The sequence below is a fragment of the Methylobacterium organophilum genome (genome assembly GCF_022533465.1).
Classification (GTDB): Bacteria; Pseudomonadota; Alphaproteobacteria; order Rhizobiales; family Beijerinckiaceae; genus Methylobacterium; species Methylobacterium organophilum.
Window position 1 is genome coordinate 38,986 of record NZ_CP092848.1, and the last position, 14,716, is coordinate 53,701.

Sequence of the window (14,716 nt, forward strand, 5' to 3'; positions counted from 1 at the left end):
GGGGGCCCGTGGTCTCGGGGAACGGGCTGACCAAGCTCTAGCAGATTCGCATACAAAATACACGTGCGTACGTGCGTGAACTTGCACGCGACGATCTGCATTCCGGAGACTGCGCCGGATGCGTGACTGTGCCATGACACGCGTCGCGGTCGATCCGCCTCGGCAATTTCTGCCGTCCACACGGCAGGAACGGCTCGGGGTCGGCCTTCACCTCTCTGAGCGTCCCGAAATCTCTTAGACTTTCCAGCGGCTTGTGCGGGCATCGATCTGGCTCGCGCATTGCTCCGTGGCTGAGGCAGGAGCTTCGCCATGGCGCATGCGGGATACACGGTGAGAGCAGGGAGTACGGGCTCGACGGCCCATAGCGGGGCCGTGCGGTCGTCTCACGAGACCGCCACGCGCAAGACGACTCGCACGGACACCTTCGCCCTTCCGCCCGATTCCGATGAGAGGTCTTCCCCTGACAGGGCCGCCCGCTCGGCCGGCTCCGGCACCTCGGTTCGGGCATCCGGCAAGGCTGCACTGACAGCCCGGCACGATGCGCTTACGCAGAAGCAGAGATCGGAGGCCGATCTCAAGACGCGCGCGAACGAGAAACTCGGCGCCGCCGGCGCGAACGCGGGGACCGAAGAAGCCCAGGACGCCTTGGGGGATCGGTCCACGAACCGGTCGTCTGCCCTTGGCGGCGATGCGCCGTCGTCGACGGGCGCAGCCAGGGCCGAATCCTCGTCTCGGCCCACGAAGGCCGTCCCGGAGCGTGGGGGGGCCAAGGCCCGGACGGACGCCAAGGCGGTGAAGGGCGACACAGAGACGCCGGCTGCGGCCGATCCTTCGCTCTCGTCCGCTCTTGAGCCCCCGGCGGAAGCCGCGGACACCGAGGCGGCCGCCTCGGTCGAGGAGACGAAACAGGGCGGCGAGAGCGCCTCGGGAGACACCGTGGCCGTGCCGCCCGTCTCCCCGGAGGCAACGGTCGCGACGTCTCCCGTGCCCGTGCTCCCCGTTGCCGTGGCGGCCGCTGCTTTGGCGCCCGGCGCGGCGGTATCCGCAAAGACGGAGGCTGCCTCGGAAGGGGACGCTGCGGGTGCCGCCTCCGGGAGCAATCCTTCCGTCGCCGGTTCGGAGGCCGCGCCGTCGAATCGCGGCTCTGCGGAGGCTGCCGTCTCCCCCGACGGGACGGGCTCCTTCGCGGTGGCCCTGGCCGAGGCCGGCACGCCGGCCGCGCCCGCGCCGGAGGCGGGCACCCTGCAGGGCGCGCCCCCGTCGGGCTCGCCGAGCCCCGACAAGACGGCGGCAGCCGCTGCCGCCCTGCCGCAGGCCTCCGCGTCGGCCACGCAGGTGATTCAGGCCCCCATCGCCGCCGTGCCCATGACGATCGGGCTGCGCTCCCTCAAGGGCTCCAGCCAGTTCGAGATCCGACTCGACCCGCTCGATCTCGGCCGCATCGACGTGACCCTCGACATCGACGGGGACGGCGGCGCGGTGAGCGCCAAGCTCGTCGTCGACCGGCCGGAGACCCTGGCCCTGCTCCGGCGCGATGCCGACAGTCTCCAGCAGGCCCTGACCCAGGCCGGCTTCGATCCCGGCACCACCGCCCTCGACCTGTCCTTGCGCGACCCGTCCGGCCGCGGCGCGGGCGAAGGCGGCAACAACGGCAACGGCTCCGCATCCCGTCCGTCCCGTGGGTCGATCGCATCCAACGAGCCCGAATCCGCTCCCGTCGAGAAGGCCATGCTGCGCAGCCTGCGCGGCCTCTCGGGCATCGATATCCGAATCTAGGCAGGCGCCCCCATGACCAGCATCTCCAACATCTCGAGTTCGGCCTCCACCTCGTCGAGTGCCTCGAAGGATGCGGCCACCATCGCGGGCAACTTCACGCAGTTCCTGACGCTGCTCACCACGCAGCTGAAGAACCAGAACCCCCTCGACCCGATGGACACCAACCAGTTCACGCAGCAGCTCGTCCAGTTCGCCGGCGTCGAGCAGCAGCTCAAGACCAACGACCAGCTCGGCTCGATCCTGACGAGTGCCAAGGCCGCCGCCTCCGGCTCGGCCCCGGGCTTCCTTGGCAAGACCGTGACGGCGGACGGGACCCAGTCCCAGCTCTCGGATGGTACCGCGACCTGGACGCTCACCGCGGATCGTGCCGCCACCAAGGCGGTCGTCACCATCACCGACAAGGACGGCAACACCGTCGCCACCAAGACGACGACGCTGGCGAGCGGCAAGAACAGCTTCACCTGGGACGGCACCTCGACGACGGGCCTGGTGGCCGACGACGGCACCTACTCCATCACGGTCGATGCGACGGATGCCACGGGCAGCAAGGTCACCGTCGATACCTCGGTCACGGGCACCGTCGACGGAATCGACCTGAGCGGCAGTGAGCCGGTGCTGGTGATCGGCAATCAGAAGGTCGGCGTCAGCAAGGTGAAAACGCTGGGGAGCGCGTCGTGAGACGGTTGCGGTCGCGGTTGTCCACAGCCGCGGGAAAATTTCGAATCACATTCGAACGACCCGCTTCAAGAACTTTTAAGCGGGCGCAAGTAGCGTCCGAACTCGACAGGTCAGTCGAGTGTAGAGCGTAGCATGACCGAGACACCTCGCCCGCGAGTGAAGTACGTGATCGGGCCCGATGGCAGCCCCCTGACGATCGCGGATCTTCCGCCGGTCTCCACCCGCCGCTGGGTGATCCGCCGCAAGGCGGAAGTCGTGGCCGCGGTTCGCGGCGGCCTCCTCAGCCTGGAGGAAGCCTGCCAGCGCTACACGCTGACGACCGAGGAATTCCTCAGCTGGCAGTACTCGATCGATCAGCACGGGCTCGCGGGCCTGCGCACCACCCGGATCCAGCACTACCGACACTGAGCCTCCCGCCCCCTCGGGGACTCGTTTCGGCCAGAAGGCCGCGCCCGCGAAAGCGGTGCGCGGCCTTCGCTGTTTCACGCATTCGTTCACGCGAACAGGCCCGGCGTTAACGACCCGCTAACCACGCACCGGGCAATTTTTGCCGAGCGGTCCGGGGCGGGCCGCACTCGTTTGCGTGGGCGCGCGTATCGTGAAGGCCGTTCTCGATCTGGTGACGAAGCTCGGACCGGCCCGTCTCGCCGCCATGGCGGCGGTGACGATGATCCTGATCGGCTTCTTCGCGGTCGTGATCACCCGGGTCTCGCGCCCCGACATGGGCGTGCTCTTCGCGGACCTGTCGATGCAGGATTCCGCCGCGGTGATCCGCGACCTCGACGCCCGCGGCATCGTCTACGAGACCCGGGGCGATGCCGGGCAGACGATTCTGGCGCCCCGCCCCGACCTCGCGCGCCTGCGCATGGACCTCGCCGGCAAGGGCCTGCCCTCGCAGGGGGGCATCGGCTACGAGATCTTCGACAAGGGCGACGCCTTCTCCTCGACCAACTTCGTCCAGAACGTGAATCACCTGCGGGCGCTGGAGGGCGAGCTTGCCCGCTCGATCCGCGCCATCGGCCGCGTCCAGGCCGCCCGAGTCCATCTCGTGCTTCCGGAACGGCGCCTCTTCGAGCGCGACCGCGAAGCCCCGAGCGCGGCAATCGTGCTCAAGCTCATGGGCGAGCTCGATGCCGGCCAAGTCCGCGCCATCCGCCACCTCGCCGCCTCCTCCGTAGAGGGCCTCAAACCCGAGCGGGTCTCCATCGTCGACGAGCGCGGCCGGCTCCTGGCTGACGGCGCCCGTGGCGAGGAGGCGGACGGCGCCGCCGCCTTCGAGGAGAAGCAGGCCGGAATCGAGCGCCGCCTGCGCTCCCAGATCGAGGACATCGTCGCCGGCATCGTCGGCCCGGGCCGGACGCGCGTGCAGGTCTCGGCCGAGCTCGACCTGAACCGCGTCGAGAGCCGTTCGGAGACCTACGATCCCGAGAGCCGCGTCGTGCGCTCCTCTCAGACCCGCAGCGAGAACGCCCTCACCGGGGGCAGCGAGGGCCAGGTGTCGGTGGGCAACGAACTGCCCGGCGCGAACCAGCCCCAGGGCAACCAGAGCCAGAAGGATTCCTCGCAGAAGAACGAGGAGACCACGAATTACGAGATCTCGCGCGTCACCAAGACCGAGGTTCTCGAAGGCGGCCGCGTGAAGCGCCTTTCGGTCGCGGTGCTGGTCGATGGCCTCTACGCGCCGGGCGCCGACGGAAAGCCCGCCTACCAGCCGCGGCCGGCGGCCGAGCTCGAGCGCATCACTGCGCTGGTGCGCACCGCGGTCGGCTTCGACAAAGCCCGCGGCGATCAGGTGGAGGTGGTGAACCTTCGCTTCGCCGAGACGCCCGCGCCGGTGGACTTCGCGGAGCCGGGCCTGCTGCAATCCCTGCTCAGCCCGACCAAGGAAGACGTGATGCGTCTGGTCGAGCTCGGCGTGCTCGCGCTGCTGACCGTGATCGTGCTGCTGACGGTGGTGCGTCCCCTGCTGCGCCGGGTCCTCGAATCGGAAGCCCCCCTGGTGGCGCTGCCCGCCGGGGCCGCCGCGGCCCTCGCCGTCGCGGGGCCGGAGGGAATGGCTGCGCCGGCCCCGCCGGAAAGCCCCGCCGCCGCCTTCCTCGAGCGTGCCAAGCTCACCGGCAAGATCCAGGCGGAGACCGTGGAGCGCGTCGTCGAGATGGTGCGCTCAAGCCCGACCGAGACCGTCGAGGTGCTGCGCAACTGGATCCATGACGGCTGAGACACAGGGAAAGACGCGGGAAAGTTGGGATCGGAGAGGATTTAGGAACCGGACATGTCGGCGGGCGTGAACTTCAAGGCGGCGGAAGAGGCGATCGCTTCGTCCGGCTTCGCGTCCATGCCCGGGCCGCAGCGTGCGGCCGCCCTCCTTCTTCTGCTCGGCGATTCGGAGGGCGCCCCGATCTGGCAGATGCTGGACGAGGACGAGGTCAAGAAGGTCTCGCACGCCATGGTGCAGCTCGGCTCGCTGGAGGCCGAGACCGTCGAGCGCCTGATCGTCGACTTCGTCTCCCGCCTGTCCACCGGCGGCGGCATCACCTCGAATTTCGAGCGCACGGAATCGCTGCTGCTCAAGATCTTCCCGCCCGAGCAGGTCTCCGCGATCATGGCGGAGATCAAGGGCGCCTCCGGCAAGCGCGTCTGGGGCAGCCTGACTCAGATCGACCCGGAGATCCTCGCCGCCTTCCTGCGCAACGAGTACCCCCAGACCGTCGCCGTCGTTCTCTCGAAGGTGCGCTCCGACTACGCGGCCAGGGTCCTGACCATCCTGCCCGAGGAATTCGCGATCGACGTGCTCACCCGCATGCTGCGGATGGAGACCGTGCAGAAGGAAGCCCTGCGTCACATCGAAGAGACCCTGCGCGTCGAATTCGTTTCGACGATCGCGCAGACCACGCGCCGCGACGCCCACGAGCTGATGGCGGACGTGTTCAACGCCTTCGACCGCCGGACCGAGGCCCGCTTCCTCGCTGCCCTCGATCAGGCCAACCGCGGTTCGGCCAAGCGCATCCGCGAGCTGATGTTCACCTTCGAGGATCTGCTCAAGCTCGATCCGGGCTCCGTGCAGACCCTGATGCGCAAGGTGGACAACGAGACCCTGTGCCGTGCGCTCAAGGGCGCCGACGAGCGCGTGCGCAGCTTCTTCATGGGCCAGATGTCGACCCGCGCCGCCAAGAACCTCACGGACGAGATGGGCTCCATGGGGCCGATTCGCCTGAAGGAGGTCGACGAGGCGCAGGCCAAGATGACCGAACTCGCCAAGGACCTCGCGGAGAAGGGCGAGATCATGATCGCCAAGAACGGCGGTGAGGAGGAGCTGGTCTATTGAGCGCCCGTCCCTTCCTCTTCGACAACGATTTCCGCCGCCCGAAGGGCGAGACGGCGGCCGAGAAGGAGGCTGCCGCCCGGGAGGCCGTGGCGGCCTCGGAGGCCGAAGCGCGCGGATATGCCCGCGGCTTGCAGGAAGGCCGCGCCGAGGCCCAGGCCCAGGTTCAGGCCCGTCTCGCCGATGCCCTGACCCGCCTCGGCCTCGCCACGGCCGGCCTGTTGTCGCAATCCGACGCGCGGGATGCGGAGCGCGAGGAGCAGGCGACCGCCTTCGCCCTCCTGCTCGCCCGCAAGCTCGCGGGCGATGCCCTCGCCGCCAAACCCCTCGCCGGGGTGGAGGAGGCGGCGCGTGCGGCGCTCCAGCACCTGCGCGGGGTGCCGCATCTCGTCGTGCGGGTGCACGAGAGCCTGGTCGACGAGACCGAGACCCTGATCAAGCGGCTCGCCCGCGAGCGTGGCTTCGAAGGCCGCCTCGTGGTGATGGGCGAACCGGAGATGCCGGTCGGCGATGCCCGTATCGAGTGGGCGGACGGCGGCATCACCCGCGAGCGCGACCGTATCGAAGCCGCGGTGCTCGAAGCCCTCGGCCTGTCCGCCTTTCCCGACCTCTGAGCCGCGAGCGCGCCATGTCGACCGACGATTTCCATCTGCCGCAGCTCAACGGAGACGACGTCTCCTTCGACGACCTCGGTCCCGAATCGGTCCGCGACGTGCCGACGACGCCGAAGACGGCGGCCGATCTCGAGCAGGTCTTCGACGTGCCGGTGGTGGTCTCCGCCGTGCTCGGCTCCTCGCGGATGCCGATCGGCGACCTGCTGCGGCTCGGGCCGGGTGCCGTGCTCGAACTCGACCGCAAGGTCGGCGAGGCGATCGACATCTTCGTCAACAACCGGCTCGTCGCCCGCGGCGAGGTGGTGCTGGTCGAGGAACGCCTCGGCGTCACCATGACCGAGATCATCAAGAACGACCACTGACGTCCCAGGCCCGGCGGCGCCGGGCCTGAACGATGAACCTGCGGAACGGAACCCAAGCCATGCGGCTCCTCATCATCGGACGGCTCTCGGGCGCGCTCGTCACGGCCTCGAAGATCGCCATGAACCGCGGCGCGGCCGTGACCCACGCCGACAGCGTCGAGCAGGGTCTGGCGAGCCTGCGCGCCAAGGGCGGCGACCTGGTGATGGTCGAGGTGAGCCTCGACATCCGCGGCCTCGTCGGGGCGCTCGGCGAGGAGCGCATCCGCACCCCCGTCGTCGCCTGCGGCACCTCCCCGGACACGCAGGCCGCGGTGGCCGCGATCCAGGCCGGCGCGAAGGAATACATCCCCCTCCCCCCCGATCCCGAGATGATCGCCGCGGTGCTGGAAGCGGTGGCCGCCGATGGCCGCAGCTTCGTCTGGCGCGATCCCGCGATGGAGCGCGTGGTCAAGCTCGCCGAACAGGTCGCCCGCTCCGAGGCCTCCGTGCTGATCACCGGCGAGAGCGGCACCGGCAAGGAAGTGCTCGCCCGCCACGTCAATGCCCGCTCGAACCGGGCGAACCGCGCCTTCGTCTCCGTGAACTGCGCGGCGATTCCCGAGGCGCTGCTCGAATCCGAGCTGTTCGGGCACGAGAAGGGCGCCTTCACCGGTGCCGTCGCCCGGCGCATCGGCCGGTTCGAGGAGGCCAATGGCGGCACCCTGCTCCTCGATGAGATCTCGGAGATGGACGTCCGCCTGCAATCCAAGCTTCTGCGGGCTATTCAGGAGCGGGTGATCGACCGGGTCGGCGGCTCGGCCCCGGTGAAGGTCGACATCCGGATCCTCGCCACCTCGAACCGCAATCTGGCGGAGGAGGTGAAGAAGGGCACCTTCCGGGAGGACCTCTACTACCGGCTCAACGTCGTGCACCTGCGCCTGCCGGCCCTGCGCGAGCGACCGGCCGACATCCTCGAGCTCGCGGGCTTCTTCGCGCGCAAATATGCGGAAGTGAACGGGCTGCCGGTGCGTCCGCTATCCCGCGAGGCGATGTCCCTGGTCGCCAAGAGCCCCTGGAAGGGCAACGTGCGCGAACTGGAGAACACGCTCCACCGCGCGGTGCTCCTCGCCTCCGGCAGCGAGATCGGCCCCGAAGCCGTCCTCACCCCCGAAGGCGACGCCATCGCGTCGGCCGCCGGGCCTGCCGAGCGTGCGGTGATCGCGGCGGAGGCCGCGACCCGGGGGCTGGTCGGACGCACCGTGGCGGATGTCGAACGTGACCTGATCCTCGACACCCTGGATCACTGTCTGGGCAACCGCACCCATGCGGCGCGCATCCTCGGGATCTCGATCCGGACGCTGCGCAACAAGCTGAACGAATATGTCGATGCCGGCATCAGCGTCGCCGAGCCGGGCAGCGTGCGCTCGATGGCGGCTTACGGCTGACGCAGACGAGCGTGAGCCCGGCAGCGCCCGGGCTCTCGTCGGATCCGTTATGCTCTTTGCGAGAGAGGGCCGGGTCTAGCCCGGGCCGCTCTTGCGGCCGCTGGCCTCCGCGTCCTGAGCCGCTTTCGCCCTCTTGAGCGCCTCAAGGGTGGTGACGCGGACGATGTCGAACTCGACGTCGCGGATGGTCTCCTCCACGAGATGGTGCTGAAGCGCCGACCGCGGATCGCCGGCATCCAGCCCTTCGCGCTCCTGCAGCCGCAGCACGGCGGCGCGCACCACGTCGTAGACCTTTTCCCGCTCCTCCCGGTTCATGCCCGGATGCACGGCCCGGGCGACCAGATCGGTGAAGTTCGACACCTGAGCCGCTCCGTCAGACCTGCGAGTCGCGCACGCCCGCCGCGATCAGACTCGCCGAGCTCCAGATCGTGAGGAAGCAGAAGAACGCGATGAAGGTCGCGTTGAAGCGCTCCGGGTAGAGCGACATGGTCGGATGGGCCGGCGGTACGAACGTCGCCAGGAAGATCTGCTGCTTGCGGGCCATGACCCGGGCGCGGTCGAGCAGGAACAGCGTCGACGCGTTGATCTTCTCGGCGACGGTCTGCTCGATCATCAGCTGCTCGTATTCGAGCAGGGCCTGGGTCAGGTTGTTGGCCGCGTCCGAATTGAGCCCGGCCGTGGTCAGACGCCCCTGGAGCTGGTTGATCTGGGCGTCGAGCGCAGCGACCCGCGCGGCCAGGGTCTGGATGCTGCGGGACTTCTCCTCGAGATTCGAGCTGCGCAGGACGCGCAGATCGTTCTCCGCGGTGAGCTTGTCCTTCTTGAGCGACTCGATGGTCGTCGCGGTCGCCTTCGCGGTCGCCAGCGGATCGATGATGCCCCAGCGGTTGCGGAACTCCTGCAACGCGACCCGGGCCTTCTTCAGGCGCTCGGAGGAGGCGTCGAAGTCCTTCTGCGAGTGGGCGATCATGTCCGCCTGCGCCCGCCGGGACAGCTCGTTGATGAAGATCTCCGTGCGGGCGATGATCTCCCGCGAGATCGTCATCGAATCCTCCGGCGCGAAGGTCCGCACGTTCAGGTGGATGACGCCCGAGAGCGTGTCGATCCGTGCCTCGACCTGCCGCCGCCAGTAGCGCATCAGGTACTCGATCGGCCGCTCGGGATTGAAGCGCGCCCAGAAATCCGCTTCCGGCCGCGAGAACATCTTCACGACGCCGATGTCCTTCTCGAGCGCCTCCACGAGGGGGCGGCTGCGGATGAACTCGCGGACGATGAAGCTGTCCTGGCTGTTGTGCTTCTGCAGGAGCTGGGTCGTCGGGCCGAGGACGATGTCCTCCATCGGCTCGACGGCGCCGCGCACGGCGAACTCGGATTCCACGACCCATTGGTCGGAGGCGAACACGAACAGATAGGTCGCGATCACCGCGGTCGGGAGCAGCACGAAAGTCACGAAGCTGCGCATCAGCTTCACGGAGGGCCGCTCGTCCGGCAGCGCGTCCGCAGGCACCAATCCGGGCAGGCGCGTCCAGGCGAGCTTGCGCCGCGTGCGGTCCAGGAAGGAGCGCTCGCCGCCCTCCCGAAGCGGGATGATGGTCTCGGCGTTGCGCCGCAGCTCAGGCAGGGAACGGCGGGCAAGCTTCATCAAGCCCTGCACGCCCGATCCTGTCTTCGTCTCAGGCGGCTTGGTCTCGTCGACGATCATCCAGTCGGTTTCCTGAGTCCCGGCCGTCGCGACCTGGGAGCGTCCGCAGGCCGCGCCGATCTCGCACCGTCTCCGCCCCGGGCAGCACGAGGTCGGAAGTCCCGCGTTTTTCGGCCGAATTTAAGGCGTCGCCCACCTCGGCACGGGCCGAAGCGAGCCTGGAGATTGCCCGGATCGACCCTTTCACGATAGGGCATCGGCAGCACGGGCGGAACAAAAACGGGCGGGGGCGAACGTGGCGGGAACGCCCGGTCACGGCGAGATCGAAAGGCGCCGGCCCGTGCCGGGCCGGGAGGTCCGACGCACGCTGCTGAGGCGCCTTCCCCTTTTCGGGACCATCCTCGGCCTCGGGCTCGGCATCTGGCTCGTCGCGACGAACGATCTGGCGGCGGTCGGCGCCGCCTTCGCCAAGGTCGGGCCTGCGGGGCTCTTCGCCATCGTGCTCTGGCGGGCAATGCTCGTCGCCACCTGCGGCCTGGCCTGGGCACGCCCCCTCGAAGGCCTCGCCCCGATCGGCGCAGCTCCCTGCATCCTGCTCCGGTTCGTGCGGGAGGGCATCAACACCCTCCTGCCGGTGGCCTCCGTCGGGGGCGAGTTCGTCGGCGGCCGGCTGTTGACCTTCTGGGGCGTATCCGGCGCCCTGGCCGCCGCCTCCCTCCTCGTCGACATGCTGATCCAGGTGGCGACGCAGCTTGTCTTCACCCTCATCGGCGTGGGCCTGCTGCGGCAGGTCGAGGGGGAGCGGGCCGCCACGATAGCGGACCTGACGCTCCACATCGCCGGCCTCGCCCTGCTTGCCCTCGCCGCCTTCTTCGCCGTTCAGCGTCTCGGCGCCGCCCGCATCCTCGAGCGCAAGCTCGCCGGTCTTGGCCGTCGCTTCATGCGGGAGGCCGCTCCGACCGCTTCCGGAACGCAGAGCGTTCAGGATTGTCTCGATGCGCTCTGGGCACGCGCCCGGCGCGGGCGCATCGCGCAGTCCTTCCTGCTCCACCTGATGGCGTGGATCGCGGGCGCCGCCGAGATCTGGCTCGCGCTCGCCTGCATCGGCATCGCGATCGGGCCGCTCGAAGCGCTGGTCATCGAGTCGCTCGCTCAGGCGATCAAGTCGGCGGCGTTTCCCGTGCCGGGCGGCCTCGGGGTGCAGGAGGGCGGCTTCGTCGTGGTGGGTTCGCTCTTCGGGATCGATGCCGACACCGCGCTCGCCCTGTCGCTGATCAAGCGTGTGCCGGACGTCGCCCTGGGTCTCCCGTCCCTGGTGGCGTGGCAGACCCTGGAAGCGCGGCGCGCCACGGTGCTTCCGCCGGATCGCTGAGCGCCTCCCATCGGCGCGCAAAACCCGATTGCACGCTATGGACGCGACGGTCGGAAAGTTCCCGCATCTCGCTGGGGACAGCGCTGGCAAAGCCCGTCGGCCCGGCCGGAGCGCGGCGCTCGCACGGCGCCTCGTGGAAGCCGCCTCGGCCGGCAAGAAGGAGCGGGCCTTCGGCTGATGCCGGTCCCGCTCGCAGGTCAGCGGCGCGGCGGTGCCGCCGACAGCGGCGGTACGAGCCAGGTTCGCATCGCCTCGAAGGTCTCGATCGCACTGGCGAGCACAGCGTCGCGGCAGCTCTCGCGTTGTAGCCCGGACTCGAGCCGTTCGAGGAAGCTGCGCCACATTGCACCGATCGCCCGGCCGTGGGCGCCGTAATAGGCGGCTCCGCCAGTGGAGGCGAAGCCGTGCCTCTGTGCGAGGCTGCGGCCGATCACCTGACCGCCCAGGGTCGAGCCTTCGAGTACATAGAGCGCTCCCATCGCGGCAGCGGGACCGGTCCATGCCGGGGCAGCGGGCGCGGGCAGCCGGAGGATCCGGCCCGGGTCGAGGCCGAGATGGGCAAGATCCGCATCCAGCAGGGCCAGACGCCGCCGCGGCGCGAAGAAGGCATCGTCCGCGAGCGCTGCCCCGATGGCGGTCTCGTAGGTCTCATGAAAGCCGCGCAGCCGCTCCAGCAGCCCACGATAGCCCGGCAGCGTGGCGATCTGCGCCTCCCAGTTCAGGTCGCGCTCCAAAGCGGCGTGAGCCGGGGCTGTCGCTGCGCGCAGCCGTTCGTGCAAGATGCCTCTCACGCGCGGACGGTGAAGCAGGCACCCGGCGCGTTCTCGACCTCGAGATGCGCTTCGATCTGGTCCAGCATCGCCCGGATCAGCTTCATGCCGAGCCCCGTGCCCTTGGAGCGCGCGGATTCCCACCCGTCCGGCAGCCCCACCCCGTCGTCGCAGACCTTGAGCCGCACGCCACCGCGTTGCTCGCCGGCTACCGTCACCGAGACCTGCGCTCCGCCGTCGCTCTTGGCGTATTTGAAGGCGTTCGTGACGAGCTCCGTGGCGATCAGCGACAGGGCGACGGCCTTGCGGTACGGCACCATCAGACCTGGCTCCGCGGTCAGGTCGATGCTGTGCTCGCCGCCCGCCACCCCCGCCAGGTCGTTGCAGATCTTCTCGATGGTCTGGCCGAGATCGACCTCCTCCGGGCTATCGGCCTGGTACAGGTTGTCATGCACCCGGGCGACGCTCATGACGCGGGCCGAGGTGTCGGCGAAGGCTTGGCGCGCGGCCGGGTCCGTGACCTGCCGGCGCTGCATCTGCAGGAACGCCGACACGATCTGGAGCGAGTTCTTGACTCGGTGGTCGATCTCCCGGGTCAGCAAATCCTTCTGCGCCAGGAGCAGTTCCTTGTCGGCCAGGAGCCCGGTCAGCTCGTCGATCTTGCGGCGCTGGCGCAGCACGACGCCCTCGACGGCATCCGCCAGTTGCTCGGCCAGCGCGACCTTCCAGGGGGCCCAGGGCATCGAGAACCCGCTGCGCTCCTCGACCCAGCGTTCGAAGGAGCGGCGTGGCAGCACGGCGACGGGACCACCGCCGGACAGCACGGGTTTGCGCGGGTCGCCGCCCCAGGTCACCGTGCTCGGCACCTCCGGCTTGAACCACAGGAGCAGATGACGCCGCTGCCGATCGACGAAGGCCGCGAGCAGGCCGCTGGCCGAGTCCGCATAGGCTGCGGCGGGCGGATGCTGGAGGGACAGAGCGTCGGTGACGAAGCTCGTCCGATCCGCCGGGAGGAAGCCCCGCACCCATTCGGCGATGGCGAGGACCTGCTGCGCATCGGGCGTCGTCCCGATCAGATGCACCCCCTGGCCCGAGACGATGCCGGCGCCCGTCACGCCGAACAGGTCGAGCAGCGTCGTGTCGCCCGAGGTCAGCGCCTGTACGAAATCGTCGGAGCGGGTGAGGCGCCGGACGAGACGCCCCTCGACGTCGAGATGCATCTGCTGCTCCGCCCAGCGGCCGCGGGTCTCGATCTCCTGCACCCGCATGGCGAAGGCATCGGTCAGGATGGTGGCCGCGGCCCGGGTCTCCGGCGCCACGTAATGCGGGCGGCGGTGATGCCCGATCATGAGGCCCCAGAGACGTTCCTCGACCATGATCGAGATCGACATCGAGCCGTCGACGCCGAGGTTGCGCTGATACTCCAGATGGATCGGCGAGAGCGTGCGGTTCTGGGCGAAGGTGAGGTCGATCGGCCCGTTTCCGGCTTCCCGACTCGAGACGAGCGGCACCGGCACGCAGTCCCGGTCGATCACGAAGCGGCTCTTGGCCTTGGTGTAGAGGGCCCTAGCCTGGGCCGGGATGTCGGAAGCGGGAAAGCGCAGCCCGATCAGCGGGCGCTGCCAGTCCGGCGTCATGTCCTCAGCGATGGCCTCGCCGTTCCAATCGGTATCGAAGCGATAGACGAGTACGGAATCGAAGCCGGTCAGGGCGCGGATCTCGAGCGCAGCGATCTGCGCGACCTCCGTGAGCGTCTCCGCTCCACGCAGGCGGGTCGCCGCCAGCTCGGTGTCGAGGGGGCTCGCCGCGCGGAAATCCTCGGGCCGCTCGGGCGCCAATTCGAATTCGAGGATGAGCCGGCCGAGATGCGCGTGGGCGGTGGCGTAGAGAGCCTGCTCGTCACGACCCGGCAAGCGCAGGGTCTGGCGCATGGAGCGACCGTCGGTCAGCGTCCCGGCCGCGAGGGCGCCGCGCAAGGCCGCGAGGAAGGCCGACGGCAGGATGGCCGACAGCGGCGTGCCGTCGAGGGGCAGGATCTGCGGCGGCAGGATCTCTGCGACATTGGCGCTGAAGGCGATCACGGCGAGGCTCGCCACGTCGGCCGCGATCATCACGGCGTTGGGCTGGATCGACCCGGGAATGTGGATCGGCTCGCGCTCGCACAGGCTGGGATCGACCGGCTCGGCGCGGGTGCGCTGATCGATCGCCGCCAGGACCGCGTCGCGGGGCGCCCCCGCACCGATCGTCTCCATCGGCTGGATCACGAGCCACCAGCTTTGGGCGTCGGCGGCCCTCTGAAGGTGGACGCGCGTCCGCATCGCCCGCGGGATGCGGCCGAACACGAACTCGAAGGTTTCGCTCGCGACCTTCCCACGCACCCCATGCAGGAAGCGCCCATAGAAGGCCGGAACCGCCGTGCTGGGGAACAGATCGCGGAAGAAGTTTCGGCCGATCGCAGCTTCGGAGGCCATCTCGAGAAGCTTCGAGGCGGCCACGTTGAATCCGTGGACCATCCCCATCGCGTCGAGCTGGATCACCCCCTGATCGAGGCGGTCGAGCGCTTCCGCGGCCAGAGCGTCGAGGTTGGCAAGGCCTAGGGTCGGTTCCCGGACTTCCATATGAGGCGGATCGCTCATGCAGGATCGGTATGAAGGCGCATCACCGGATCCGCAATCCCTGGTTTCGCCGAAGTGAGTATAGGCCCTCGCATCGTTCGGCCTTCATCGCAATCTTCTGAGGAAAAGTGTCTAAACTGA

General features: G+C 69.1%; 13 protein-coding genes. 9 read left to right on the forward strand and 4 right to left on the reverse strand.

From position 1 onward, the window contains the following. The first annotated feature begins 792 nt into the window (after positions 1-792). From MMB17_RS00195 to flbD, 8 genes are all read left to right on the forward strand, one after another. A complete protein-coding gene (locus MMB17_RS00195; RefSeq protein ID WP_241100651.1) occupies positions 793-1,776 on the forward strand; it encodes a flagellar hook-length control protein FliK in 984 nt (327 codons plus the stop codon). 12 nt (positions 1,777-1,788) lie between these two features. Continuing rightward, complete coding sequence (locus MMB17_RS00200) at positions 1,789-2,454, forward strand: flagellar hook assembly protein FlgD (protein WP_238309887.1); 666 nt, start codon at positions 1,789-1,791, stop codon at positions 2,452-2,454. Positions 2,455-2,586: 132 nt separating this feature from the next. Further along, on the forward strand, positions 2,587-2,862 hold the full coding sequence (gene sciP / locus MMB17_RS00205) for a CtrA inhibitor SciP (RefSeq protein ID WP_056238806.1): 276 nt from the start codon (positions 2,587-2,589) through the stop codon (positions 2,860-2,862). A 190-nt stretch (positions 2,863-3,052) separates the two neighbouring features. Next, positions 3,053-4,672, forward strand: coding sequence for a flagellar basal-body MS-ring/collar protein FliF (fliF, locus tag MMB17_RS00210; RefSeq protein ID WP_238309886.1), 1,620 nt, complete (start codon positions 3,053-3,055; stop codon positions 4,670-4,672). Between the two features lie 54 nt (positions 4,673-4,726). After that, positions 4,727-5,779 carry a flagellar motor switch protein FliG gene (locus tag MMB17_RS00215; RefSeq protein WP_241100652.1) on the forward strand — a complete coding sequence of 351 codons (1,053 nt, stop codon included), beginning with the start codon at positions 4,727-4,729 and terminating at the stop codon, positions 5,777-5,779. Further along, positions 5,776-6,390, forward strand: a complete 615-nt coding sequence (locus MMB17_RS00220; RefSeq protein ID WP_241100653.1) for a FliH/SctL family protein — start codon at positions 5,776-5,778, stop codon at positions 6,388-6,390. The genes MMB17_RS00215 and MMB17_RS00220 overlap by 4 nt, the downstream gene beginning before the upstream one ends. A gap of 14 nt (positions 6,391-6,404) precedes the next feature. Then, positions 6,405-6,752: a flagellar motor switch protein FliN gene (gene fliN, locus MMB17_RS00225; RefSeq protein WP_238309883.1), complete on the forward strand. Its 348-nt coding sequence runs from the start codon at positions 6,405-6,407 to the stop codon at positions 6,750-6,752. Between the two features lie 59 nt (positions 6,753-6,811). After that, entirely contained in the window at positions 6,812-8,176 is a 1,365-nt protein-coding gene (flbD, locus tag MMB17_RS00230) for a sigma-54-dependent transcriptional regulator FlbD (RefSeq protein WP_241100654.1), read from the forward strand. Positions 8,177-8,251: 75 nt separating this feature from the next. On the opposite strand, the gene MMB17_RS00235 is transcribed toward flbD, so the two are convergent. Together MMB17_RS00235 and MMB17_RS00240 are read right to left on the reverse strand one after the other, a co-directional pair. Continuing rightward, positions 8,252-8,536 carry a hypothetical protein gene (locus tag MMB17_RS00235; RefSeq protein ID WP_238309881.1) on the reverse strand — a complete coding sequence of 95 codons (285 nt, stop codon included), beginning with the start codon at positions 8,534-8,536 and terminating at the stop codon, positions 8,252-8,254. A 13-nt stretch (positions 8,537-8,549) separates the two neighbouring features. Then, on the reverse strand, positions 8,550-9,878 hold the full coding sequence (locus MMB17_RS00240; RefSeq protein ID WP_238309880.1) for a KpsE/RkpR family capsule polysaccharide export protein: 1,329 nt from the start codon (positions 9,876-9,878) through the stop codon (positions 8,550-8,552). Positions 9,879-10,113: 235 nt separating this feature from the next. Here MMB17_RS00240 and MMB17_RS00245 point away from each other — a divergent pair, with 235 nt between their 5' ends. Next, positions 10,114-11,190 (forward strand): flippase-like domain-containing protein, encoded by a 1,077-nt coding sequence (locus MMB17_RS00245; RefSeq protein WP_420847308.1) that lies wholly within the window; start codon positions 10,114-10,116, stop codon positions 11,188-11,190. A gap of 197 nt (positions 11,191-11,387) precedes the next feature. Here MMB17_RS00245 and MMB17_RS00250 read toward each other — a convergent pair whose 3' ends face one another. Continuing rightward, positions 11,388-11,969: a biliverdin-producing heme oxygenase gene (locus tag MMB17_RS00250; RefSeq protein WP_420847309.1), complete on the reverse strand. Its 582-nt coding sequence runs from the start codon at positions 11,967-11,969 to the stop codon at positions 11,388-11,390. A gap of 8 nt (positions 11,970-11,977) precedes the next feature. After that, a complete protein-coding gene (locus tag MMB17_RS00255; protein ID WP_241100656.1) occupies positions 11,978-14,596 on the reverse strand; it encodes a histidine kinase dimerization/phosphoacceptor domain -containing protein in 2,619 nt (872 codons plus the stop codon). Positions 14,597-14,716: the final 120 nt, after the last annotated feature.